This is a genomic window from Cryobacterium sp. N21 (genome assembly GCF_002929575.1).
Taxonomy (GTDB): domain Bacteria; phylum Actinomycetota; class Actinomycetes; order Actinomycetales; family Microbacteriaceae; genus Cryobacterium; species Cryobacterium flavum.
Genome location: NZ_PJJQ01000034.1, coordinates 372,646 through 391,577, shown reverse-complemented (window position 1 = coordinate 391,577; position 18,932 = coordinate 372,646). Strand labels below are relative to the sequence as shown.

Genomic DNA, 18,932 nt, shown 5'->3' with positions numbered 1-18,932 from the left:
TTCCTGCAAAAACGCGAAGCCCCCTACGAGGTAGGAGGCTTCCATTGTCGACTACGTTTCTGTGCATCGTACGCTTCTATTCTGAAATTACCAGTGCGACTTTTCGCGACCTCACGGGCAGAACTAGTGAAAGACCGCTCGGGAGACCACCGTCACCTCCAACGGCACGCCGTCGGGCACGACGAGGGTGAGTACCGGTGGGCGCCACCAGGATCGCAGCGTCACCGACGCGCTCTGCCCGTCAGCGGATACCGCGCTCGTCACGGCCAGCGCCTCGAACGAGTCGTGCGGAACGAGCCGCAGGTACTCATCGACCGCCGCGGAAACGTCGTCCGAGCGCAGCGATGGCCGCGGCCCGAGCACCCCGACCTGAACCGCATCGAGGGTGAACGCCTCGGACCCGGCGAGCGCCGCACCGTCGGCGAGGCCGAGCAGCCGTTTGTGTTCGAGATAGAGCGACGTCGCTGACAGGGCCACGAGTACGAGGCAAAGCGCCAGAAAGCCGTAGAAAATAATGAGCAGCAGGGTGGAGCCGTCCTCGTTCGACGCGGGCGGCAGACGTCTTCTCATCCGAGGCTGCCAAACCGGGACACGAGCTGCGACGACTCCGCAGTCATGGGCACACTCGCACTCTGGTTCAGGGCGAGCAGATCCGGCACAAGCGGCAGCGCGATGCCGATGCGCACGGTGACCGTCACGAGCCCCCGTGGAGTCAGGCAGTGACTCGAACCGCCAGCGCACTCGATCTGCACCTCGGCGTCCCCGACCGAAAGGCCGTAGTCCTCGAGCGCGAACGCGACGGCTCGGCGGGCACGCACCGTGGCCGTGGCCTCGTCCGGGGACTGTACGTAGACCCTGGCTGCCTGCCGGGCGGCGCCCTCCACGGCGAGAGCACCACCCTGCAGGGCTGACAGTGCGAGCACCAGGTAGACCAGGGGAACCAGCAGAATCATCCCGGCCGTGATGAACTCCAGTGAGGCAGAGCCAGCCTCAGAGCGGCTATTCCAACGATTCGACCGCAGCATGAGCGACCACCTCCAATCCGCGCGGAGCACCGAGCAGCCCCATGAGCGGCAGCGGTGCGATCACCCGCACTTCGACACTGGGAAACCCGGCGCTCACTCCGAACTGGGCCACGACATCGGTGGCATAGCTCGCGCCAATGGCCGTCGTGATCAGATCGCGCGTGCGCTCTGCCCCCGCGGACAGACTGCTGTCGGCGAGGGTCGCGTAGCGGGCACCCTCGGCGGCAGCGTCGAGCACGGTGTTGCGAATGTGCAGCGCGAGGGCCAGCTGCATGACCATGAGCGTCAGAAAGGTCAGCAGCGACACCACCATGACAAATTCGGCCACGGCGGAACCAGCCTCGTCCCGCAGCCGCTGAGGGCCGGGCCAGGCGAGGTGTCGCATCCGGTTACCGAGTTTGTCCACGCCGACCGGTCAGAAACTACTGACGCGATCCATGGCCTGCTGGAACACCCCGCTGAGGGCGGGGCCGGCGAGTCCCCAGATTATGAGTACCAATCCGGCCGTCATTAACGTGATCAGCACCCAGCCGGGCACGTCACCCGTTTCATCGCGAAGCAGACCCTGGAGGCGAAGCATGATTCGGTTCATAGCATTCTCTTTTCTGGTGGGAGGGAGGTACGGGCGGTGCGTTCAGAACCCGGCCTGCAGAACAACCAGCCCGGGAAAAACTGCGAACAGAACGGTCATCGGCAAAATCAGAAAGACCAGTGGCACGAGCATCGCGACTTCTTTCTTGCCGGCCAGCTCGAGCAGTGTGCGTTTGGTTTGGTCGCGGGAGTCCTGCGCCTGCGCTCGCAACACCTCGGCCAGCGGCGACCCACGGTCGAGTGCACCGGTGACCTGGTCGACAAACCGGGTCACCTCCGGCAACTGGATGCTGCGCGACAGTGACTGCAGCGCCGCCCCGATCGGCACCCCGATGTGCACGTCGGCGACGACCCCGGCGAATTCTCGCGACAGCTCCCCCGAGCTCGTACGCGACACCCGGCGGATCGAGTCCAGGATGCCTTCCCCTGCCGACAGGGACAGGGTGAGGAATTCCAGAATGGTCGGCAGTTCGCTGCGCATGCGCGTCAAGCGTGCGGTCGCTGCGCGCTGGAGCAGCCAATCCCGCAGCATCGCCCCGCCGATCGCTGCAACGAACGGTACAACCAGACGGGCGGGCAGCAAAAGTTCGGGCAGGGCAACGATGGTGACCACCGTTCCAACAGCGAACGCGAGCAACGCCCAGACCAATTGCACGGAGCGAAACTCCAGGACAGTTTTCGCCGAGCCGGACTGGTGCAGACGCCGGGCAACGGTGTCGCTGCCGCCGAGAAGACTCGACAGCCCCCGAGTGAGCGCGCCGAACAGTGGGGCGAACAGGCTGCCGAGCACGGGAAGCGGGTTCACCGTTCGCCGGGCCACAATGTGGCGCGCTTCCGGGGAAATATCGAGGATGTAGGGCACCACGCGGTCAATCAGTCGGGGCCGGGTCAGCCGCGGCGTCAGGCTAACGAGCGACCACAACCCCACACCGAGGCCGGTACCGCACAGTACGGCCCAGCCCAGTGCAGACGAACTCAGGGCAGACGAACTCAGGGCGGCGCTCATCGACGACACCCGCCTACGAAAACCATCGGCGTTCCTCCGGCAGACGGCCGAGGGCGATCATCACTCGGTAGGCGATGACAGACAGGGCCAGGCCGCTCGCGATCACCACAATGCCAGCCGGCGAGTTGTAGGCGATGGCGGCTTCGGGGCGGGAGGCGAGCAGAACCAGAATGATCCACGGAGCTGCGACGCCGAGGCGGGCCGCATTGACCACCCACGACTGGCGGGCTTCCACCTCGAGCCGCACCGCGGCATCCTGCCTGAGCCAGGCGGCAAGGCTGCGCAGCACGAGGGTGAGGTCGCTTCCGCCGACCTCTCGCGCCATCCGCAGGGTTTCCAGAATGCGATCGGCGACCGGGTCGGCGAGGGAACGTTTGAGCTCGTCAACGCAGTACGTGAAATTGCCGGTGGCGCGGTATTCACGCTCGAACTGCGCGAACGCGGTGCGCGTCGCCGGCGGTCCGGCCTGGGCGAGGCTGCTCACGCTGTCGGGCAACGCCAGCCCGGAGCGCAGAGCCGACACCAGATGGTCGACGACGTCGGGCCACACCGTGCGGTTGGCGCGACGCCTGGCCGCCGCCCGCCACGACACGATCAGCCACGGCAGCAGCAGCCCGACCAGCCCGGCGACCGCGCTGAGCGCGAGAACAGCGAAGATTCCGTGCACCAGGGCAGCGGATGCCACCCCCGCGATCGCAGACAGCGCCAGGAACGCCGGCACCGGCACCGACCGCAGGCCGCCCTGAACCAGGCGCACCCGCATCCGCTCCCCCACTCCGGCACGTTTGGGCGTGGATCCGGCCGGCCAGAGGAACGGGGCGAGAACGAGCACGAGACCGCTACCCAGCAGGCACCCCAGTACGAGAGTCATGCGGCCCCCTGCCGCAACACCGACGCCGGGTCGACGCCGGCCGCACGAAACTTGGCGAGCTTCGTGGGGTGCGAACCGGTGGGCTCGAGGTGCCCGTGCGGCGAGAGGAACAGCGGGCTCGCCTCGATCGTCGACCCCGCCAGCTGGCCGCTCGGGGCGATGATCTCGGTGACCCGCCTTCGGCCGTGCCGGTCGATTTCGCAGTGCACTACGATATCAATGCAGCCTGCCACGGTCGGGAGCACGAACGAGGAGTCGATGTTGCGGCCGGCCAGCAGCGGCAGGGTCGAGAGCTTCGCGAGCGCATCCCTGGCACTGTTGGCATGAATCGAACACATCCCGGGCAGACCACTGTTGAGGGCGATGAGCAGGTCGAGACTCTCAGCCTCGCGCACCTCGCCGACGACGAGCCGGTCGGGGCGCATCCGCAGCGACTCCTTGATCAGGCGCCGCAGGGTGATCTCCCCGGTGCCCTCCAGGCTCGGCTGGCGGCACTGCATGGCGACGACGTCCCGCGCCGACAGATCGAGTTCGAAGGTTTCCTCGACGGTCACGATGCGTTCGCCTGGCCGGGTCGAGGAGAGCAGAGCGTTCAGCATCGTGGTTTTGCCGGTCTGCGTGGCACCGGACACCAGAATGTTCTGCCCGCCGAGCACGCAGATCCGCAGAAAATCAGCGGCCTGCTGGGTGAGCGCACCCAGCCCGACCAATTGGTTGAGGTCGCGGATGCGCCGGGTGAACTTGCGAATATTCACGGCCCAGTATTTGCGCGTTATGTCGGGGATCACCACGTGAAGACGGGAACCGTCGGGCAGGGAGGCGTCGACGAAGGGCGACGAGAGGTCGACGCGGCGGCCGGAGGCCTGCAGCATCCGCTCGACCAGGTCGCGCACGTCCTGCTCGGCGAGCAACAAAGTCGTGAGCTCTGGCACGCCGTCGCGCGCCACGAATACTCGGGCCGGACCATTGATCCAAATTTCTTCGATCTCCGGATCGTCGAGAAACGGCTGCAGCACGCCGAAGCCGGTGAGCGCTGCCACAACCTCGCGGGCGGCCTGGTGCTCGTCAGCGATCATTGGGGCGAGCCCGCCTAGCGCCCGCTCACTGTAGCGGCGCAGTTCGTCGCGCACATACTGCTCCACCAGGGTGTTGTTCGCTGCCAGGTCGACGCCTTCACGGCGCACCCGCATTCGCACTTGCTCTGTGATGATACGAACGGCTTCGGTCATCCCCGAATGATGGCCTGTTTTAAGAATTCTCGGGCAAGTTATGCACAGGGCTTGTTTTTCTGTTCCCTGAACAGCAAAAATGATCGCAACGGATGTCGGGCATCCGTTGCGATCATCCGTCAGGGCCAGCCTGGCCGGTGCAGTATGTCGACTCAGCGTCAGCGGGCCGACCAGCCGCCGTCCATCGTGTAGCTCGAACCGGTGACCATGGCGGCGTCGTCGGAGGCGAGCCAGGCCACGAGCGAGCCGACCTCGGCCGGTTCCACCAGCCGCTTGATCGCGCTCTCGGTGAGTATGATCTTGCTGAGCACCTCGGCCTCCGGAATACCGTGCACGAGTGCCTGGTCGGTGATCTGCTTTTCGACCAGGGGCGTGCGTACATAGCCCGGAGCCACACAGTTGCTCGTAACCCCGTGGGCGCCGCCCTCGAGCGCGGTCACCTTGGACAGGCCCTCGAGCCCGTGCTTGGCCGCCACGTAGGCGCTCTTGAACGGCGAGGCGCGAATGCCGTGCACCGACGACACGTTGATGATGCGTCCGAAATTGGCCGCGTACATCTGCGGCAGCACTGCCCGAATCAGCAGGAACGGCGCCTCCAACATGAGGGTCAGAATATTGTGAAAATCGGCCGGCGCAAAGGACTGGATCGGATTGATCCGTTGGATTCCGGCGTTGTTGACCAGAATGTCGACGCCGTTCAGTGCCGTGGCCAGGGCCTCGTCGCTGAGGGCCTCGGTGTCCATCAGGTTGACGGTCCAGATCGACCCGCCCACCTCCTCGGCCAGTGCCGTAGCACTAGCCGTGTCGATGTCGGCGACGACGACGTGCGCGCCGCGGGCGGCGAGCGCCCGCACGACGGCGGCGCCGATGCCGCTCGCACCGCCCGTGACCAGGGCGCGACGCCCCGCGAGGGGCTGTTCGGCGGTGGGAATAGCGCTGACGCTGACGGCGTCGGTGAGATCAGTCATGATGTTCCTTAGATTGCACGATCGCTGCACGGGGCGGGTCGGCGAGAGGCGGGGCACCAACGGCGCCCCGCCTCTCGGACCGGGGTTACACAAGCCGGGTCAGTTGCCGGTACTCACGGGCTCGAGCCCGTGCTTGCGGGCGTCCACGGCGTCGACCTCGCGCAGCGACACTCCCTTGGTCTCCTTGAGAGTGACTACGGCGACCACCGTGATCGCGCAGGCGACCATGATGTAGATGGCAACCGGAACCCAGGTGTTGTACTGCTGCAGAAGGGCGGCCGCGATGATCGGCGCCATGGAGCCGGCCAGAATCGACGTGACCTGGTAGCCGAGCGACACCCCCGAATAACGCATGCGGGTCGGGAACATCTCAGCCATGATGGCGGGCTGGCCCGCGTACATCAGGGCGTGGAAGCACAAGCCCACCGTGACGGCGAGGATGATGAGCACGGGGTTCAGCGTGTCGAACATCGGGAAGGCGAAGAACGCCCAGGTGGCACCGAGCACAGCACCGGCCAGGTAGACGGGCTTGCGGCCGATGCGGTCGGAAAGCCGGCCGACCTGCGGAATCACGATGAAGTGCACGACGTGCGCGATGAGCAGGGCGATCAGCAACTGCCCCGTGTCGTATTCGTGCACGGTCTTCAGGTAGACGATCGTGAAACTCACGATGATGTAATACAGGATATTCTCGGCGAACCGCAGCCCCATGGCTCCGAGAATACCCTTCGGGTACTTGCGCACGACCTCGAGCACGCCGTAGTTGATGGCCTTCTCAGCTTCAACCTGCGCGCGGGCCTCGAGAAAGATCGGGGCTTCGCTGACATGGGTGCGAATGTAGTAACCGATCACGACGATGATCGCAGAGAGCCAGAAGGCCACACGCCAGCCCCAGCTGAGGAACTGCTCGGGCGGAAGGATCCACGTCATAGTGAGCAGCACGAGCGTGGCGAGCAGGTTGCCCAACGGAACGGCGGCCTGCGGCCAGCTCGACCAGAAACCGCGGGACTGGTTCGGGCTGTGCTCGGCGACCAGGAGAACGGCGCCGCCCCACTCACCACCGACGGCGAAGCCCTGGATGAAGCGGAGGGCCACGAGCAGCGCCGGAGCCCAGTAGCCGATGGTGTCGAAGCCGGGCAGACAGCCCATCAGGAAGGTGGCGGCACCGACCATGATGATCGTCACCTGCAGGGTGTGCTTGCGTCCGAGCTTGTCCCCGATCTGACCGAAGACGATGCCACCAAGCGGGCGGGCGATGAATCCGACAGCATAGGTGAGGAACGCGGCGATGATGCCGTCAAGCTCACTGCCGGCGTTAGGAAAAAAGACCGTGCCGAAAACCAGGCTGGCGGCAGTCGCGTAGAGGAAGAACTCGTACCATTCCACGACCGTGCCGACCATGGAAGCGGCGACAATCTTCTTGAGGCCGGATTTCTCGGTTTCGCTGCCAGCGGTGCGCGTGGCCTTGCCGGAACCGGCAGCCCCAACGCGTTGATTGACACTCATTATCTGTCTCCTTTGTGTCGTCAATGACACGTACTTGGCGTGAGGTGTGCGGGAAGGATTCGGTCGTCTACAACAGAAGCACGACTTGACTGAGTATTCACGCACGACGGTCGGGCAACAAGAGCCAAAACGACAGAACGCGTGTGCATAATTGCAGATATGACCTTTCCAGCGATAGGTACCGCTCCCAATCCCGACGATCTGCTCATCTTTCTGGCCGTCGCCCGCACCGGCCGGTTCACCACCGCGGCGGAGGGCCTGGGCCTGAACCACACCACCGTGTCGCGGCGCATCGCGGCCCTCGAAAAGGCCCTCGACGGTCGTCTGCTGGCGCGCGCCGTCGGCGGCTGGGAGCTGACCGAGCTCGGAGAACGCGCACGCACCGCGGCCGAGGGAGTGGAATCCGCCGTCACCCTGCTGCGTGGCTCCGACAGTGAAGCCCAACAGATCTCCGGCGTGGTGCGCATGTCGGCGACGGACGGCTTCAGCGCTTACATCGCGGCTCCGGCCGTGGCAACCCTGCAGCGACGGCATCCGCTGTTGCGGGTAGAAATCGTCACCGTCACCCGCCGCGCCCTGCAGCACCGTTCGGGGCTGGACATCGAGATCGTCGTCGGTGAACCCCAGGTGCACCGGGCCGAGTCCATTCTGCTCGGCTACTACAACCTCGGAATGTACGCCTCACGCCAGTACCTGAAGACCCACGGCACACCGACCACCATCGCCGAGCTGACCGAGCATCCGCTGGTCTATTTTGTGGATTCGATGCTTCAGGTCGACGACCTCGACGCCCCCCGGCGGCTCGTCCCGCAGATGCGGGAGTCGCTCAGCTCCACCAACGTGTTCGTGCACGTCGAGGGAACCAGGGCCGGCGCCGGAATCGGATTCCTACCCTGCTTCATGGCCGATCAGCACAGTGATCTAGTGCGCCTGCTGCCGGAAGATTTTCAGGAACGATTGCCGTACTGGATGGTCCTCCGCACCGAGTCACTGCGGCTGCCGGCGGTGGCGGCGCTCGTCGCTGCGCTCCGCGCCCAGATGGAGTCCTATGCGGCAGCGCTGCTCGGCAACGACCCCACCATCTAGACTAGGAACACACCCGCGGGAGTGGTGGAATTGGCAGACACGCAGGATTTAGGTTCCTGTGCTTTCGAGCGTGGGGGTTCAAGTCCCCTCTCCCGCACATGGTCCCTATTTCAGCACTCGACAGCACGTTGAACGACGTACTCTCACATACGGGCGCCGTTCTTTTCTACCTGCTCATTTGGGGTCTGGTCTTCGCCGGAACAGCACTTTTTCTGGGCGTGTTCATTCCGTTCATCACCGGTGACTCGCTGTTGTTCGGTTCCGGCCTCGTGGCCGCTTCCACGGGCAACATCAACATCGTGATCCTGGTCATCGGCACCGGCATCGCGGCGTTCCTCGGCGACCAGGTCGGGTTTCTGCTCGGTCGTCACTACGGGCGCGGCTACCTCGAACGTCACGGCGGTCGACGCACCCAGGCCGCGATCATCAAAACCGAATCCTTCTACCGCAAGTTCGGCTGGTGGTCCGTGGTCATCGCCCGATTCATGCCGTGGGCTCGGGTCTTCGTTCCGGTGGTCGCCGGCGTCGGCCGCATGAATTACTACAAATTTCTCACCAGCAATCTGCTCGGAGCGCTATCCTGGGGCGTCGGGCTCACCCTCACCGGCTATTACGCGGCGACGATCCCCGGCGTCAAGAGTGCGGCGTACATTATCGCTGGCGTGCTCATCACGGCGTCGATCGTGGTCGGGTTTCGCACCTGGCGCATCGACCGCGCCCAGCGTAAAGCGGATGCCACGGCCAGAGACCTCGAAATCAGCCCCCCAGTCGGCTGACCTACCCCCTGTTTCAGGGGGTGGCAGCCCGGCATTTTCTCACCATGAGGCGATACCCTGTGTCTCGGCATCCGCCGTCGTTACCCGAACGTCTGCCCCCCGCCGACTGGAGTTCCCCGCGTGATTCACACCGCACTGATTCCCTGGCTCGACCCGACGCACATCATCGAGTCGGCCGGCCCCTGGGCCCTGCTCGTCGTCTGCGCGATCGTCTTTGCCGAGACCGGCCTCCTGGTCGGGTTTCTGCTGCCGGGCGACACCCTGCTGGTCATCACCGGACTGCTCGCCTTTCCCGCCGCCGGCGTCATCCGGATCGACATCTGGTGGGTGGCGCTGGCAATCGGCTTCGCGGCCTTCCTCGGCGGTGAGGTGGGCTATCTGATCGGGCATAAATTCGGTCCCCGCGTCTTTGAACGCAAGGAATCCGGCCTGTTCAGCATCAAGAACGTAGACCGCACGAACGCATTCTTCGTGCGATTCGGCGGCGTCGCCGTCATCGTCGCCCGGTTCGTTCCGATCGTGCGCACTTTCGCACCGGTCGCCGCCGGCGTCGGCCACATGGACTACCGTAAATACACCCTATACAACTTGATCGGCGCACTGCTCTGGGGGGCCGGCCTCACCTTCGGCGGATACTTCCTGGGCTACATTCCACCGGTGGCCGAATTCGTCACGAAGTACATCGACCTGATCCTGCTCGGCGCAGTGGTCGTCACCCTCATCCCCACGGTGTACCACTACGTGCAGTCCGTCGTGAAGGCCCGCCGGCTGCGCGGCCAGCCCACGAGCGAGACCGGCAGCCACCTGCTCGACCCCGAGACGTTCAAGACCAACCACAACGGGCGCCACGAGGGCTGATCGGCTCAGGGCTCCAGCAAATTCAACGGTGCTGGTGGTCTTCGTGCTCGGCGTGCTCGGTTGGTTCCAGCTGAAACGTCGAGTGTGCGACGTCGAAGTGTGTGCTGAGGCATCCGGACAGCTCATCGAGCAGAGCGTCAGTGCCGCGTGCGAGCACCGTCGCCTCCACGACAATGTGTGCGGTGAACACATGGGCTCCGCTGGTGATGGCCCAGACATGCACATCGTGCACGGCGACCACACCGGCAGTGCCGAGGAGATGGCGTCGAATCTCGCAAATATCGGTGTCGGCCGGCGTCGATTGGCTGAACACGCGCACCACGTCACGAAGCAGCACAAAGGCGCGCGGCACGATCATGGCGGCGATGACCAGCGAGGCGACGGCATCCGCCCCGGTAAAACCGGTCAGGAGGATGACGATGGCCGCGACGATCACGGCGACCGACCCGAGCGCGTCCCCGAGTACCTCGAGGTAGGCGCCGCGCATGTTGATCGACCCAGCGGCCGCCGGGCGCAGCAGCATTATTCCGGCGATGTTCGCCGCCAGCCCGATGATGGCGACGATGAGCATGGGAGTGGGCAGCACCGCGCTCTCGCTCGGACTAATGAGACGCGCGATCGCGGCGACCGAAACGGCGCCGGCCACGCCGAGCAGAATCAGACCGTTGATCAGCGCGCCGAACACCTCGGCCCGTTGAAAGCCAAAGGTGGCCCGGTCGGTCGCCGGACGTGCCGCGACCACGGTAGCGGTCAGAGCGACGATGAGACCGAACAGGTCGGAGAGCATGTGGCCAGCATCGGCCAGCAGCGCGAGCGATCCGGTCAGAGCGGCACCGATCACTTCGAGCAGCAGCACGGACGCCACGATGCCGATGGCGAGGGTCAGTCGCCGCCTGTTCGAGCCGGTGCCGTGCGCGTGATCGTGGCCCATGGCTCAAGATTAGGGCGGGGAGGGGCCGGTCGCCAGCCGCTGGGCTAGTTGGGAATGAATGCCGTTCTCAGCACGCTAGGCCTGACCGAGCACCTCGCGCAGCACCGGTACGAGACCCTCCAACGCGATCGCCCGATGACTGACCTGGTTCTTCACGTGGGCCGACAACTCGGCGGCCGAAATGGCGTAGCCCTCGGGCAGAAAGATCGGGTCGTAGCCGAACCCGTTGGCGCCGGCCGGTTCGAACAGAAGCTGCCCCGGCCATTCGCCGGTCACGGCCCGCTCGGTACCGTCGGGCAGGGCGAGGGCGGCCACACAGGTGAAGTGGGCGTCGCGGTGTTCCTCGGACACGTCACTAAGCTGCCAGAGCAGCAGGCGCAGGTTCTCGCCGGCGTCCTTGGCTGGCCCCGACCAACGCGCCGAGAAGATTCCGGGTGCGCCGCCGAGAATGTCGACGCAGATGCCCGAGTCGTCAGCGATCGCCGGCAGTCCGGTGTGCGCTGCGGCGGCACGAGCCTTGATCAGGGCGTTTTCGGTGAAGCTGATGCCGTCCTCGACCGGTTCGGGGCCGTCATAGGCGAGCACCTCCACACCGGGAAGTTGCGGGGCCAGAATGCGCCGAAGTTCCTCGACCTTATGGGCGTTGTGGGTGGCCAGAACGATCTGCACGATCAGCTCGCCAGCGCGCTGGTCTGGAATTCGGTCAAGGTGACGGCGCCCTTCAGTGCGAGGTCGAGCAGAGTGTCGAGCTCGCTGCGGTCGAACGGCGCAGCCTCGGCGGTACCCTGCACCTCGACGAACTTGCCGCGCCCGGTGACGACGACGTTCATGTCGGTGTCGGCGCGCACGTCTTCGGTGTAAGCGAGGTCGAGCATGGGCACCCCGCCGATGATGCCGACGGACACGGCCGAGACACTGTCGATGAGCGGCTGCGCCTTCTGCGAGATGAACTTCTTGGTGCGTCCCCACTCGAGGGCGTCGGCGAGGGCTACGTAGGCGCCGGTAATGGCTGCGGTGCGGGTCCCGCCATCGGCCTGAAGAACGTCGCAGTCGAGCACGAGGGTGTTCTCGCCGAGCGCCTTCATGTCAACGACGGCGCGCAGGCTGCGGCCGATCAGGCGGCTGATCTCGTGGGTGCGACCGCCGATCTTGCCCTTGACCGATTCGCGGTCCATGCGGCTGTTGGTCGAACGCGGCAGCATCGAGTACTCAGCGGTGACCCAGCCCTTGCCCTTGCCGCTCATCCAGCGCGGAACGCCATTGGTGAACGACGCGGTGCAGAGCACCTTGGTGCGGCCGTAGGAGATCAAGGCCGATCCTTCGGCCTGGTCGCTCCAGCCACGCTCGATCGTGATCGGGCGCAGTTCGTCGTTGCTGCGCCCGTCGGCGCGCAGGGTTTCGGTCACGGTGTACTCCTAATGTTTCGGGTGTAGTGGGGACTGTGGGGGCAGGCCACTGGCTGCTGCCAGGTCGGCGAGGTTGAGCGTGCCGGTCTCGATCAGGTCGACCCGGCTGACCTCCGGCCCGATCAGGCGATGGGCGAGGGCCAGAAAGTCCTCGGCGCTGTCGCCGGTGGCCTCGTACCGGTAGCTGGGCGGACTGGTGCGTGAACGTTCCAGGCCTTGGCTCACGAGCACCCGATAGACGTCATTGGCCGTTTCGGTGTCGCTTGAGACGAGGGTGACGCCCTCCCCCATCACGTAGGAGATGGCGCCGCGCAGAAAGGGATAGTGGGTGCAGCCGAGCACGAGGGTGTCGACCTGCGCTGCGCGGAGCGGCGCGAGGTATTCCTCGGCGACGGCGAGTACCTCGTCACCGGTCGTGACTCCGGCCTCGACGAACTCGACGAAGCGCGGGCAGGCCTGGCTAAACAGGGTGATCTGGGGCGCGGCGGCAAAGGCATCGTTGTAGGCGCGCGAGTTGACGGTGCCGAGGGTGCCGATGACCCCCACGCGCTGGTTGCGAGTGGTGGCGACGGCGCGGCGCACAGCGGGCTGAATAACCTCGATCACGGGCACGCTGTAACGTTCGCGGGCATCCCGCAGCATCGCTGCTGACGCGGTGTTGCAGGCGATCACGAGCAGTTTCACGTCGTGCGCCACGAGATCGTCGAGCACAGCGAGGGCGAATCCCCGCACGTCGGCGATCTTCTTCGGCCCGTACGGCGAGTGGGCCGTGTCACCGATATACAGAATGGATTCGTTGGGTAACTGGTCCTTGATCGCCCGGGCGACGGTCAGGCCGCCCACTCCGGAATCGAAAATACCAATCGGTGCATCCGTCACGGTGATCAAGCCTAGCCCGACCAAGCGGATAAGCTGTGCCGGGTGACCCCGTCCCCCGCGTTCCTCGCTCCAGCACACCGTGGCCCAGCCGGCCTCACACCAGCACTGCGCACCGATCGGTACGAGCTCACGATGGTGGATGCCGCCATCCAGAGCGGCACCGCCGATCGTGCCTGCATGTTCGAGGCCTTCGCCCGCCGCCTGCCAGCCGGTCGCCGCTACGGCATCGTTGCCGGCACCGGTCGCCTGCTCGAGCTGATTCGTCAGTTTCGCTTCGACACCGACGAGCTGACCTGGCTCGCCGAGAACTCGGTCGTACGCACTCCCACCCTCGACTATCTGGCCGATTATTCCTTCAGCGGTAATGTCTGGGGCTACCAAGAGGGTGAAGCCTATTTTCCCGGATCGCCCCTCCTACTGGTGGAGAGCACCTTCGCCGAGGGCGTCATTCTGGAGACCCTCATTCTCAGTGTGCTCAACTACGACATCTCCGTTGCCAGCGCCGCCGCGCGCATGGTCTCGGTGAGCCTGGGCCGCCCGATCGCCGAGATGGGATCCCGGCGCACCAACGAGCACTCGGCGGTCGCCGCCGCCCGCGCCGCTTTCATCGCCGGCTTCGCATCGACCAGCAATCTGGAGGCCGGCCGCCAGTGGGGTCTGCCGACCATGGGTACCGCGGCCCACTCGTTCATTTTGCTGCACGACAGCGAGGAGGAAGCGTTCCAGGCGCAAGTGGATGCCTTTGGTTCCGCCACGACACTTCTCGTTGACACCTACGATGTACCGGCCGGCATCGCCCTGGCGGTCAAGATCGCGGGGCCGGACCTCGGCTCGATTCGCATCGACTCTGGCGATCTGCCCACCGTCGTTGCCGCAGCACGCGCGCAGCTCGACGCACTCGGCGCGGTCAACACGAAGATCACGGTCACCAGCGACCTCGACGAATTCGCCATCGCGGCCCTGTCCGCCAGTCCGGTGGACGCCTTCGGCGTCGGTACCTCCGTCGTCACCGGGTCGGGCGAACCGGCCGCCGGCCTGGTCTACAAGCTGGTCGCGCACAAGGGCCACGGCGACGACTGGATCTCCGTCGCGAAAACGTCGACCGCAAAGCTCTCCATCGGCGGCCGCAAGAATGCACTCCGCCGAGTGGATGCCGTCGGGACCGCCCAGGAAGAAATCGTGCTGCTCGGCGACGGCCCCGGTAGCCCGTCCGACTCCGGCAGCGGCCTGGAGCGGGCGCTGCTGGTTCCGCTGATCCAGGACGGCCGTGTCGACGAACGGTACCTGGGAGCAGCCGGAACGCTGCGCGCACGCGCACACAACGCATCCGTTATGCAGGAACTGCCAATCGAGGCTTTTCGATTGGGGCGCGGCGAAGCCGTTATTCCCACCTCATACCGCTAGCCGCGGAGCTACTTGGCCTTCATCTTCTCGTAGATGGCCTTGCAGGTCGGGCACACCGGAAACTTCTCCGGGTCACGGCCCGGTAGCCATTTCTTGCCGCACAGGGCTTTGACCGGCTTGCCCGAAATGGCAGATTCGAGAATCTTGTCTTTCGGGACGTAGTGCGAGAACCGTTCGTGATCGCCGGGCTCGATCTGCTCCTGGTTCAGGAGTTCTTCGAGCTCACGGTCGAGCGTGGACGTTCCGCCGCCGGGCTGGCCGGGTTCTGCAATGCTCGCACGAATTTCAGTCATGAGAACAGTCTAAGCAGTCGGCCGGTCAGGCGCGCTGGGCGGAGGCGAGCATCTCCGGACCGCGCCGGTCGAAGGCGCGAGATCCGACCCAGATTCCCACGACCACGGCGAGGAGGCCGAGGCCAAGGCCCGCGCCGAGCGCGCGCAGATGCCAGGCCGGATCCTCGAAGATTCCGAGGTAGGCGAAGATGAGCGCGGGCAGCGCCACCACGATCGATCCGGTGAAGGTCAGCGACTGCACCAGCGCCGAAGCGGTTTCTGAGGCCTGCGGCTGGGCGAACGGGCTGTCACCGGGTTTGGTCACCGGGTACGGAAAGCGGGTGGACGTATAGCTGGAGAAACCCAAACCAGCCAAGAGGATGCACGTGCTCACCCCCAGCATTGACGGCAACACCGACCAGTCTCCGTAGAACGAAATACTGATGGCCGAGCCAATACCGATGAGCAGGATGCCCATGACGAGCGCGGGAACGAGCCGGCCGATACGGTCGGCCAGGCCGCGCGTTCCGGAAGCCACGTGCAGCCAGATGGCCGTGCTGTCGTAGGCAACGTCGTTGTGCATGGTCCAGCCGAGAAAAATGCACATGAGCGGCACTGGCACGAGAGCGAGGTAGTGCAGCGGCACGCCGACGATACTCAGCGGCAGGATCGCGATGATCGGAACGATCGGAATCATGATCAGCGACACCCAATACCGCGAGTCGCGCGCCCAATAGGTGAAGGTGCGTGCGGCGATCGCGCCAACGGAACTGTGCGGCAACCGGTCGAACCAGCCCAGCCCTGAGTACTTTTTCGCCGCGGCCTCACGGCCAGGCGAGACCAGCATGCGGGCAACGACGAGCTGCCAAATGAGCCACAGGGTGTAGGCAGAAACCGCAGCGATGAGCAGCTTGAGAATGGCAGCGCCCCAGGCGCCTGTGGAGGCATCCCCTGGAGCAGCCCACGCTGCGCCGAGCGGCGTCCAGCCCAAAATCGTGGCGAGGGTGGCCAGCAGGCCACGGCCATGGCGACCCCAGTCCGTGCTGAGCAGCACCACAACGAGTGGAGAAATCACGACCAGCAGGACGACACCGATCATGCCGGTAAACTCCCGCGAGCGTCTGGTCGACAGGAGGAAGGCTGCCAGGGATGCGCTCACCCGCGACAGCAGAATGCAGGTCGCGAGGATCAGCGCGGCGGATACCAGAGCGAGCAGGGTCTGTCCGATGCCGCGCGACCAGGTGAAAACGGTGCCGAGCAGCACGATCGAAAGGGTGAGTGCCGGAACGCCGATCAGCGCCGAGCCGGCTAGACCGAGCGACAATGAACGGTTGGAAATTCCGAGGAACGCAAACTTGCGTGGGTCCATGCTGTCGTCGATGCCGACCACGATCGGGATGACCAGAAAGCCCAGCGCCACGGCCGATCCGGCCACAATAAGCGAATCACGAATGAGTGCGGGGTCTCCGACGAACCGCAGGGCGATCAGCGCAACGAAAATTGTGATGGCGACGCCGAGGCCGTAGAGCAGTCCGACGACGAGGCCGACGACCTGCCAAGGACTACGACGGAACAGGTTGGCGAGCAGCCGGAGTTTCAGTCCGAAAAATTGTGCAACCATTCCATGCCCTCCGCGACCTTGCGCCCGCCGGCGAGTTCGACGAACCGATCTTCCAGCGTCTTCTCTCCACGCACCTCGTCGACGGTTCCCGCCGCCAGGACACGGCCCTGCACGATGATGGCAACGTGATCACAGACGCGCTGGATCAGGTCCATGCCATGGCTGGACAGCACGACGGTTCCGCCGGCGGCGACGTACTTCTGCAAAATCTCGGTGACGTTGACCGCGGAAACCGGGTCGACCGACTCGAACGGCTCGTCGAGCACGAGCACACGCGGGGAATGAATCATGGCGCAGGCGAGGGCGATCTTCTTGGTCATTCCGGCGGAGTAGTCGGCGACCAGACGGTTAAGGGCGTCCTCGAGGCCGAACGCTGCTGCCAGGTCGGCCGAGCGGGCGCGCACGGTGTCGTTGTCGAGGCCGCGCAGGGTGCCCGCGTAATAGAGGAGTTGTGCGCCGGTGAGGCGGTCAAAGAGGCGAAGTCGGTCGGGCAGAACGCCCATCACGCGCTTGGCCTCATTGGGCCGGGCCCAGACGTCGATACCGTGGACCAGGACTTTTCCGGCGGTGGGCCGCAGCAGCCCGGTGATCATCGATAGGGTCGTGGTCTTTCCGGCCCCGTTCGGCCCGACGATGCCATAGAACGAACCGGCTCGAACGCTGAGGTCGAGATCGGAGACCGCGACGTTGTGACCGTACCTCTTCACGAGTCCGACGGCTTCAATGACGATCGGGGCTTGCACGATCGAAGTCGCATCGGCGGCCGGCTTCACGGTCGGCTTCACGTCTCGGGGGCTAACGGACTTCACGGCTGGCTGTGCGGCCGTGCTGAGAGTGTCCGTGGTGGGCGTTGTCTGGACGGCCGGATCGCTGGTCGGTTCCGGCAGCGGTGCCACCGGCGTAGCAAGCGACGCTTCCGCTTCGATCGTGACGAGCGCATCGCGGGTCGCGTAGGGCCGCGTGGTTTCGTCGGTGGAATTCTCGGCGAGCGTCTGTTGATTCGGCCTGACCGACCCGGCAACGGCAGGGGATTTCGGCGTCGTCGGTTTCTTCGGCGTCGTCGACGTGCTCACGGTCGGCTTGAGCACCGCGGGTTTACGCACCGCGGGTTTGCGCGCTGCTGGTTGACGCACGCCGGCAGCCGGCCGGACAGTAGCCGCCTTGGTCACCGCAGGCTTGGCAGCAGGCTTCACCGCTGCCGGTTTGTCGGCAGTCGGCTTGGCAACAGCAGGCCTGGCAGCAGCTGGCCTGGTAGTCGCCGTCGTGCGCACGGCTGGCTCACGCACCGCCGGTTTGCGCACGGCTGGTTTGCGCACGGCTGGCTTGCGCACGGCTGGTTTGCGCATGGCTGGCTTGCTGGCCAACGGCTTAGCGGCGAGCGGCGCCGTCGACTCGGCTGCGCGGTTCGCGACAGACTCGTCGTCACGTTCGGGGTGGGGCGGCACAAAAGTCACTCCGCTAACCTACCAAGGACCGCTGCCCCGGGGGCGCGGAAGACGTCGCAGCCACCGTTTCAACCTGTGAGCACGCTCCACGCCGGGTCACGAAATGGACACGTGCTGAGCAGATTCTTCCTATGGAACGACCCAAAAGGTTATGGTGAGATTGACATAACGGTGTGTCTTTACGTGAACATGTGGGTGAATCCTAAGCAAACTCTTCGCAACTGAGTGGGTTTTGCGGCGTAGCCCCAACCATTCTTGAGGAGATAATCGTGACGACGCAGGCAAAAGTGCGCGCAGTCAAGACGCAAGTTGTCATTCTGGCGGCCGGCATGGGCAGCCGCCTTGGGCGTTCGCTGCCCAAGCCGCTCACCGAACTGAACGACGGCCGCACGATCATGCAGCAGCAGTTCGACAACATCAACCACGCCTTCGGCAACGCTGCCAAGGTCACGATCGTCGTCGGGTACAAACTCGAGCACATCATCGAAGCATTCCCGCAGGCTTCCTTCGTCTACAACGAAGAGTACGATCAGACCAACACGTCGAAGAGCCTGCTACGCGCCCTGCAAGCGTCGAAGCCCGGCGGAGTGCTCTGGATGAACGGCGACGTCGTCTTTGACCCGGCCATTCTCGACCGCGCGGCCGCCATGATGGCCCGCGACCAGTCTTTCGTCACCGTCAACACCGACAAAGTGTCCGATGAAGAGGTCAAGTACACCACGAGTGCCGAAGGCTACATCAAGGAACTCTCCAAGACCGTCAAGGGCGGCCTCGGCGAAGCCGTCGGCATCAACTACGTGTCGAGCGCCGACAAGGCCACCCTCATCCGCCAGCTAAGCAAGGTGGCCGACCAGGATTACTTCGAACGCGGCATCGAGCTGGCCATCGAGCAGAACCGAATGCTGGTGGAGCCGGTGAACATCTCCGATTTCTACGCCGTCGAGGTGGACTTCGCTGAAGACCTTGAGCGCGCCAACTTGTTCGTCTAACCGGCACACCACACGACAAAACCCTCACGCTTCGGCGTGGGGGTTTTGTCGTTCTGGAAAGGTTTAACC

Annotated in this window: 21 protein-coding genes and 1 tRNA gene; 6 read left to right on the top strand and 16 right to left on the bottom strand. The window is 65.0% G+C overall.

Annotated features, from left to right (window positions below; genetic code table 11):
- Positions 1 to 123 precede the first annotated feature (123 nt).
- From CXY77_RS14000 to CXY77_RS13965, 9 genes are all read right to left on the bottom strand, one after another.
- A complete protein-coding gene (locus CXY77_RS14000; RefSeq protein WP_092341366.1) occupies positions 124 to 570 on the bottom strand; it encodes a pilus assembly protein TadG-related protein in 447 nt (148 codons plus the stop codon).
- On the bottom strand, positions 567 to 1,025 hold the full coding sequence (locus CXY77_RS13995; protein WP_104089223.1) for a hypothetical protein: 459 nt from the start codon (positions 1,023 to 1,025) through the stop codon (positions 567 to 569). The genes CXY77_RS14000 and CXY77_RS13995 overlap by 4 nt, the downstream gene beginning before the upstream one ends.
- A complete protein-coding gene (locus tag CXY77_RS13990; RefSeq protein ID WP_338061591.1) occupies positions 1,000 to 1,431 on the bottom strand; it encodes a TadE family protein in 432 nt (143 codons plus the stop codon). The genes CXY77_RS13995 and CXY77_RS13990 overlap by 26 nt, the downstream gene beginning before the upstream one ends.
- 9 nt (positions 1,432 to 1,440) lie before the next feature.
- Positions 1,441 to 1,617: a hypothetical protein gene (locus CXY77_RS20355; RefSeq protein ID WP_166789937.1), complete on the bottom strand. Its 177-nt coding sequence runs from the start codon at positions 1,615 to 1,617 to the stop codon at positions 1,441 to 1,443.
- A 42-nt stretch (positions 1,618 to 1,659) separates the two neighbouring features.
- Positions 1,660 to 2,622, bottom strand: a complete 963-nt coding sequence (locus CXY77_RS13985) for a type II secretion system F family protein (protein ID WP_104130264.1) — start codon at positions 2,620 to 2,622, stop codon at positions 1,660 to 1,662.
- Between the two features lie 13 nt (positions 2,623 to 2,635).
- Positions 2,636 to 3,493 carry a type II secretion system F family protein gene (locus CXY77_RS13980; RefSeq protein ID WP_092341468.1) on the bottom strand — a complete coding sequence of 286 codons (858 nt, stop codon included), beginning with the start codon at positions 3,491 to 3,493 and terminating at the stop codon, positions 2,636 to 2,638.
- Complete coding sequence (locus CXY77_RS13975) at positions 3,490 to 4,722, bottom strand: CpaF family protein (RefSeq protein ID WP_092341469.1); 1,233 nt, start codon at positions 4,720 to 4,722, stop codon at positions 3,490 to 3,492. The genes CXY77_RS13980 and CXY77_RS13975 overlap by 4 nt, the downstream gene beginning before the upstream one ends.
- 158 nt (positions 4,723 to 4,880) lie before the next feature.
- Complete coding sequence (locus CXY77_RS13970; RefSeq protein ID WP_104130263.1) at positions 4,881 to 5,690, bottom strand: 3-hydroxybutyrate dehydrogenase; 810 nt, start codon at positions 5,688 to 5,690, stop codon at positions 4,881 to 4,883.
- A gap of 99 nt (positions 5,691 to 5,789) precedes the next feature.
- Complete coding sequence (locus tag CXY77_RS13965; RefSeq protein WP_092341471.1) at positions 5,790 to 7,196, bottom strand: MFS transporter; 1,407 nt, start codon at positions 7,194 to 7,196, stop codon at positions 5,790 to 5,792.
- Between the two features lie 159 nt (positions 7,197 to 7,355).
- Here CXY77_RS13965 and CXY77_RS13960 point away from each other — a divergent pair, with 159 nt between their 5' ends.
- From CXY77_RS13960 to CXY77_RS13945, 4 genes are all read left to right on the top strand, one after another.
- A complete protein-coding gene (locus tag CXY77_RS13960; protein ID WP_092341472.1) occupies positions 7,356 to 8,282 on the top strand; it encodes a LysR family transcriptional regulator in 927 nt (308 codons plus the stop codon).
- A gap of 15 nt (positions 8,283 to 8,297) precedes the next feature.
- Positions 8,298 to 8,379, top strand: a tRNA-Leu gene (locus CXY77_RS13955).
- Position 8,380: 1 nt separating this feature from the next.
- A complete protein-coding gene (locus tag CXY77_RS13950) occupies positions 8,381 to 9,058 on the top strand; it encodes a DedA family protein (protein WP_092341473.1) in 678 nt (225 codons plus the stop codon).
- Positions 9,059 to 9,181: 123 nt separating this feature from the next.
- Positions 9,182 to 9,916 (top strand): DedA family protein, encoded by a 735-nt coding sequence (locus CXY77_RS13945; protein WP_174774970.1) that lies wholly within the window; start codon positions 9,182 to 9,184, stop codon positions 9,914 to 9,916.
- A gap of 22 nt (positions 9,917 to 9,938) precedes the next feature.
- Here the strand turns inward: CXY77_RS13945 and CXY77_RS13940 are convergent, their stop codons facing one another.
- From CXY77_RS13940 to murI, 4 genes are all read right to left on the bottom strand, one after another.
- Positions 9,939 to 10,847, bottom strand: coding sequence for a cation diffusion facilitator family transporter (locus tag CXY77_RS13940; protein ID WP_092341475.1), 909 nt, complete (start codon positions 10,845 to 10,847; stop codon positions 9,939 to 9,941).
- 75 nt (positions 10,848 to 10,922) lie between these two features.
- Complete coding sequence (gene rdgB / locus CXY77_RS13935; protein WP_092341533.1) at positions 10,923 to 11,519, bottom strand: RdgB/HAM1 family non-canonical purine NTP pyrophosphatase; 597 nt, start codon at positions 11,517 to 11,519, stop codon at positions 10,923 to 10,925.
- Positions 11,519 to 12,253 carry a ribonuclease PH gene (gene rph, locus CXY77_RS13930; RefSeq protein ID WP_092341476.1) on the bottom strand — a complete coding sequence of 245 codons (735 nt, stop codon included), beginning with the start codon at positions 12,251 to 12,253 and terminating at the stop codon, positions 11,519 to 11,521. The genes rdgB and rph overlap by 1 nt, the downstream gene beginning before the upstream one ends.
- A 9-nt stretch (positions 12,254 to 12,262) precedes the next feature.
- Positions 12,263 to 13,132, bottom strand: coding sequence for a glutamate racemase (gene murI, locus CXY77_RS13925; RefSeq protein WP_104130315.1), 870 nt, complete (start codon positions 13,130 to 13,132; stop codon positions 12,263 to 12,265).
- Positions 13,133 to 13,174: 42 nt separating this feature from the next.
- On the opposite strand from murI, the gene CXY77_RS13920 reads away from it, so the two are divergent.
- A complete protein-coding gene (locus CXY77_RS13920) occupies positions 13,175 to 14,536 on the top strand; it encodes a nicotinate phosphoribosyltransferase (protein ID WP_255410036.1) in 1,362 nt (453 codons plus the stop codon).
- Between the two features lie 8 nt (positions 14,537 to 14,544).
- On the opposite strand, the gene CXY77_RS13915 is transcribed toward CXY77_RS13920, so the two are convergent.
- The 3 genes from CXY77_RS13915 to CXY77_RS20700 are packed head-to-tail and all read right to left on the bottom strand — an operon-like array spanning position 14,545 to position 17,502.
- Positions 14,545 to 14,829 carry a DUF3039 domain-containing protein gene (locus CXY77_RS13915; protein WP_092341477.1) on the bottom strand — a complete coding sequence of 95 codons (285 nt, stop codon included), beginning with the start codon at positions 14,827 to 14,829 and terminating at the stop codon, positions 14,545 to 14,547.
- A gap of 25 nt (positions 14,830 to 14,854) precedes the next feature.
- A complete protein-coding gene (locus CXY77_RS13910) occupies positions 14,855 to 16,429 on the bottom strand; it encodes a hypothetical protein (protein WP_104089231.1) in 1,575 nt (524 codons plus the stop codon).
- On the bottom strand, positions 16,405 to 17,502 hold the full coding sequence (locus CXY77_RS20700; protein WP_369827298.1) for an ABC transporter ATP-binding protein: 1,098 nt from the start codon (positions 17,500 to 17,502) through the stop codon (positions 16,405 to 16,407). Before CXY77_RS20700 ends, CXY77_RS13910 begins: the two co-directional genes overlap by 25 nt.
- Positions 17,503 to 18,143: 641 nt before the next feature.
- On the opposite strand from CXY77_RS20700, the gene CXY77_RS13900 reads away from it, so the two are divergent.
- Positions 18,144 to 18,863 carry a phosphocholine cytidylyltransferase family protein gene (locus CXY77_RS13900; RefSeq protein WP_255410035.1) on the top strand — a complete coding sequence of 240 codons (720 nt, stop codon included), beginning with the start codon at positions 18,144 to 18,146 and terminating at the stop codon, positions 18,861 to 18,863.
- Positions 18,864 to 18,932: the final 69 nt, after the last annotated feature.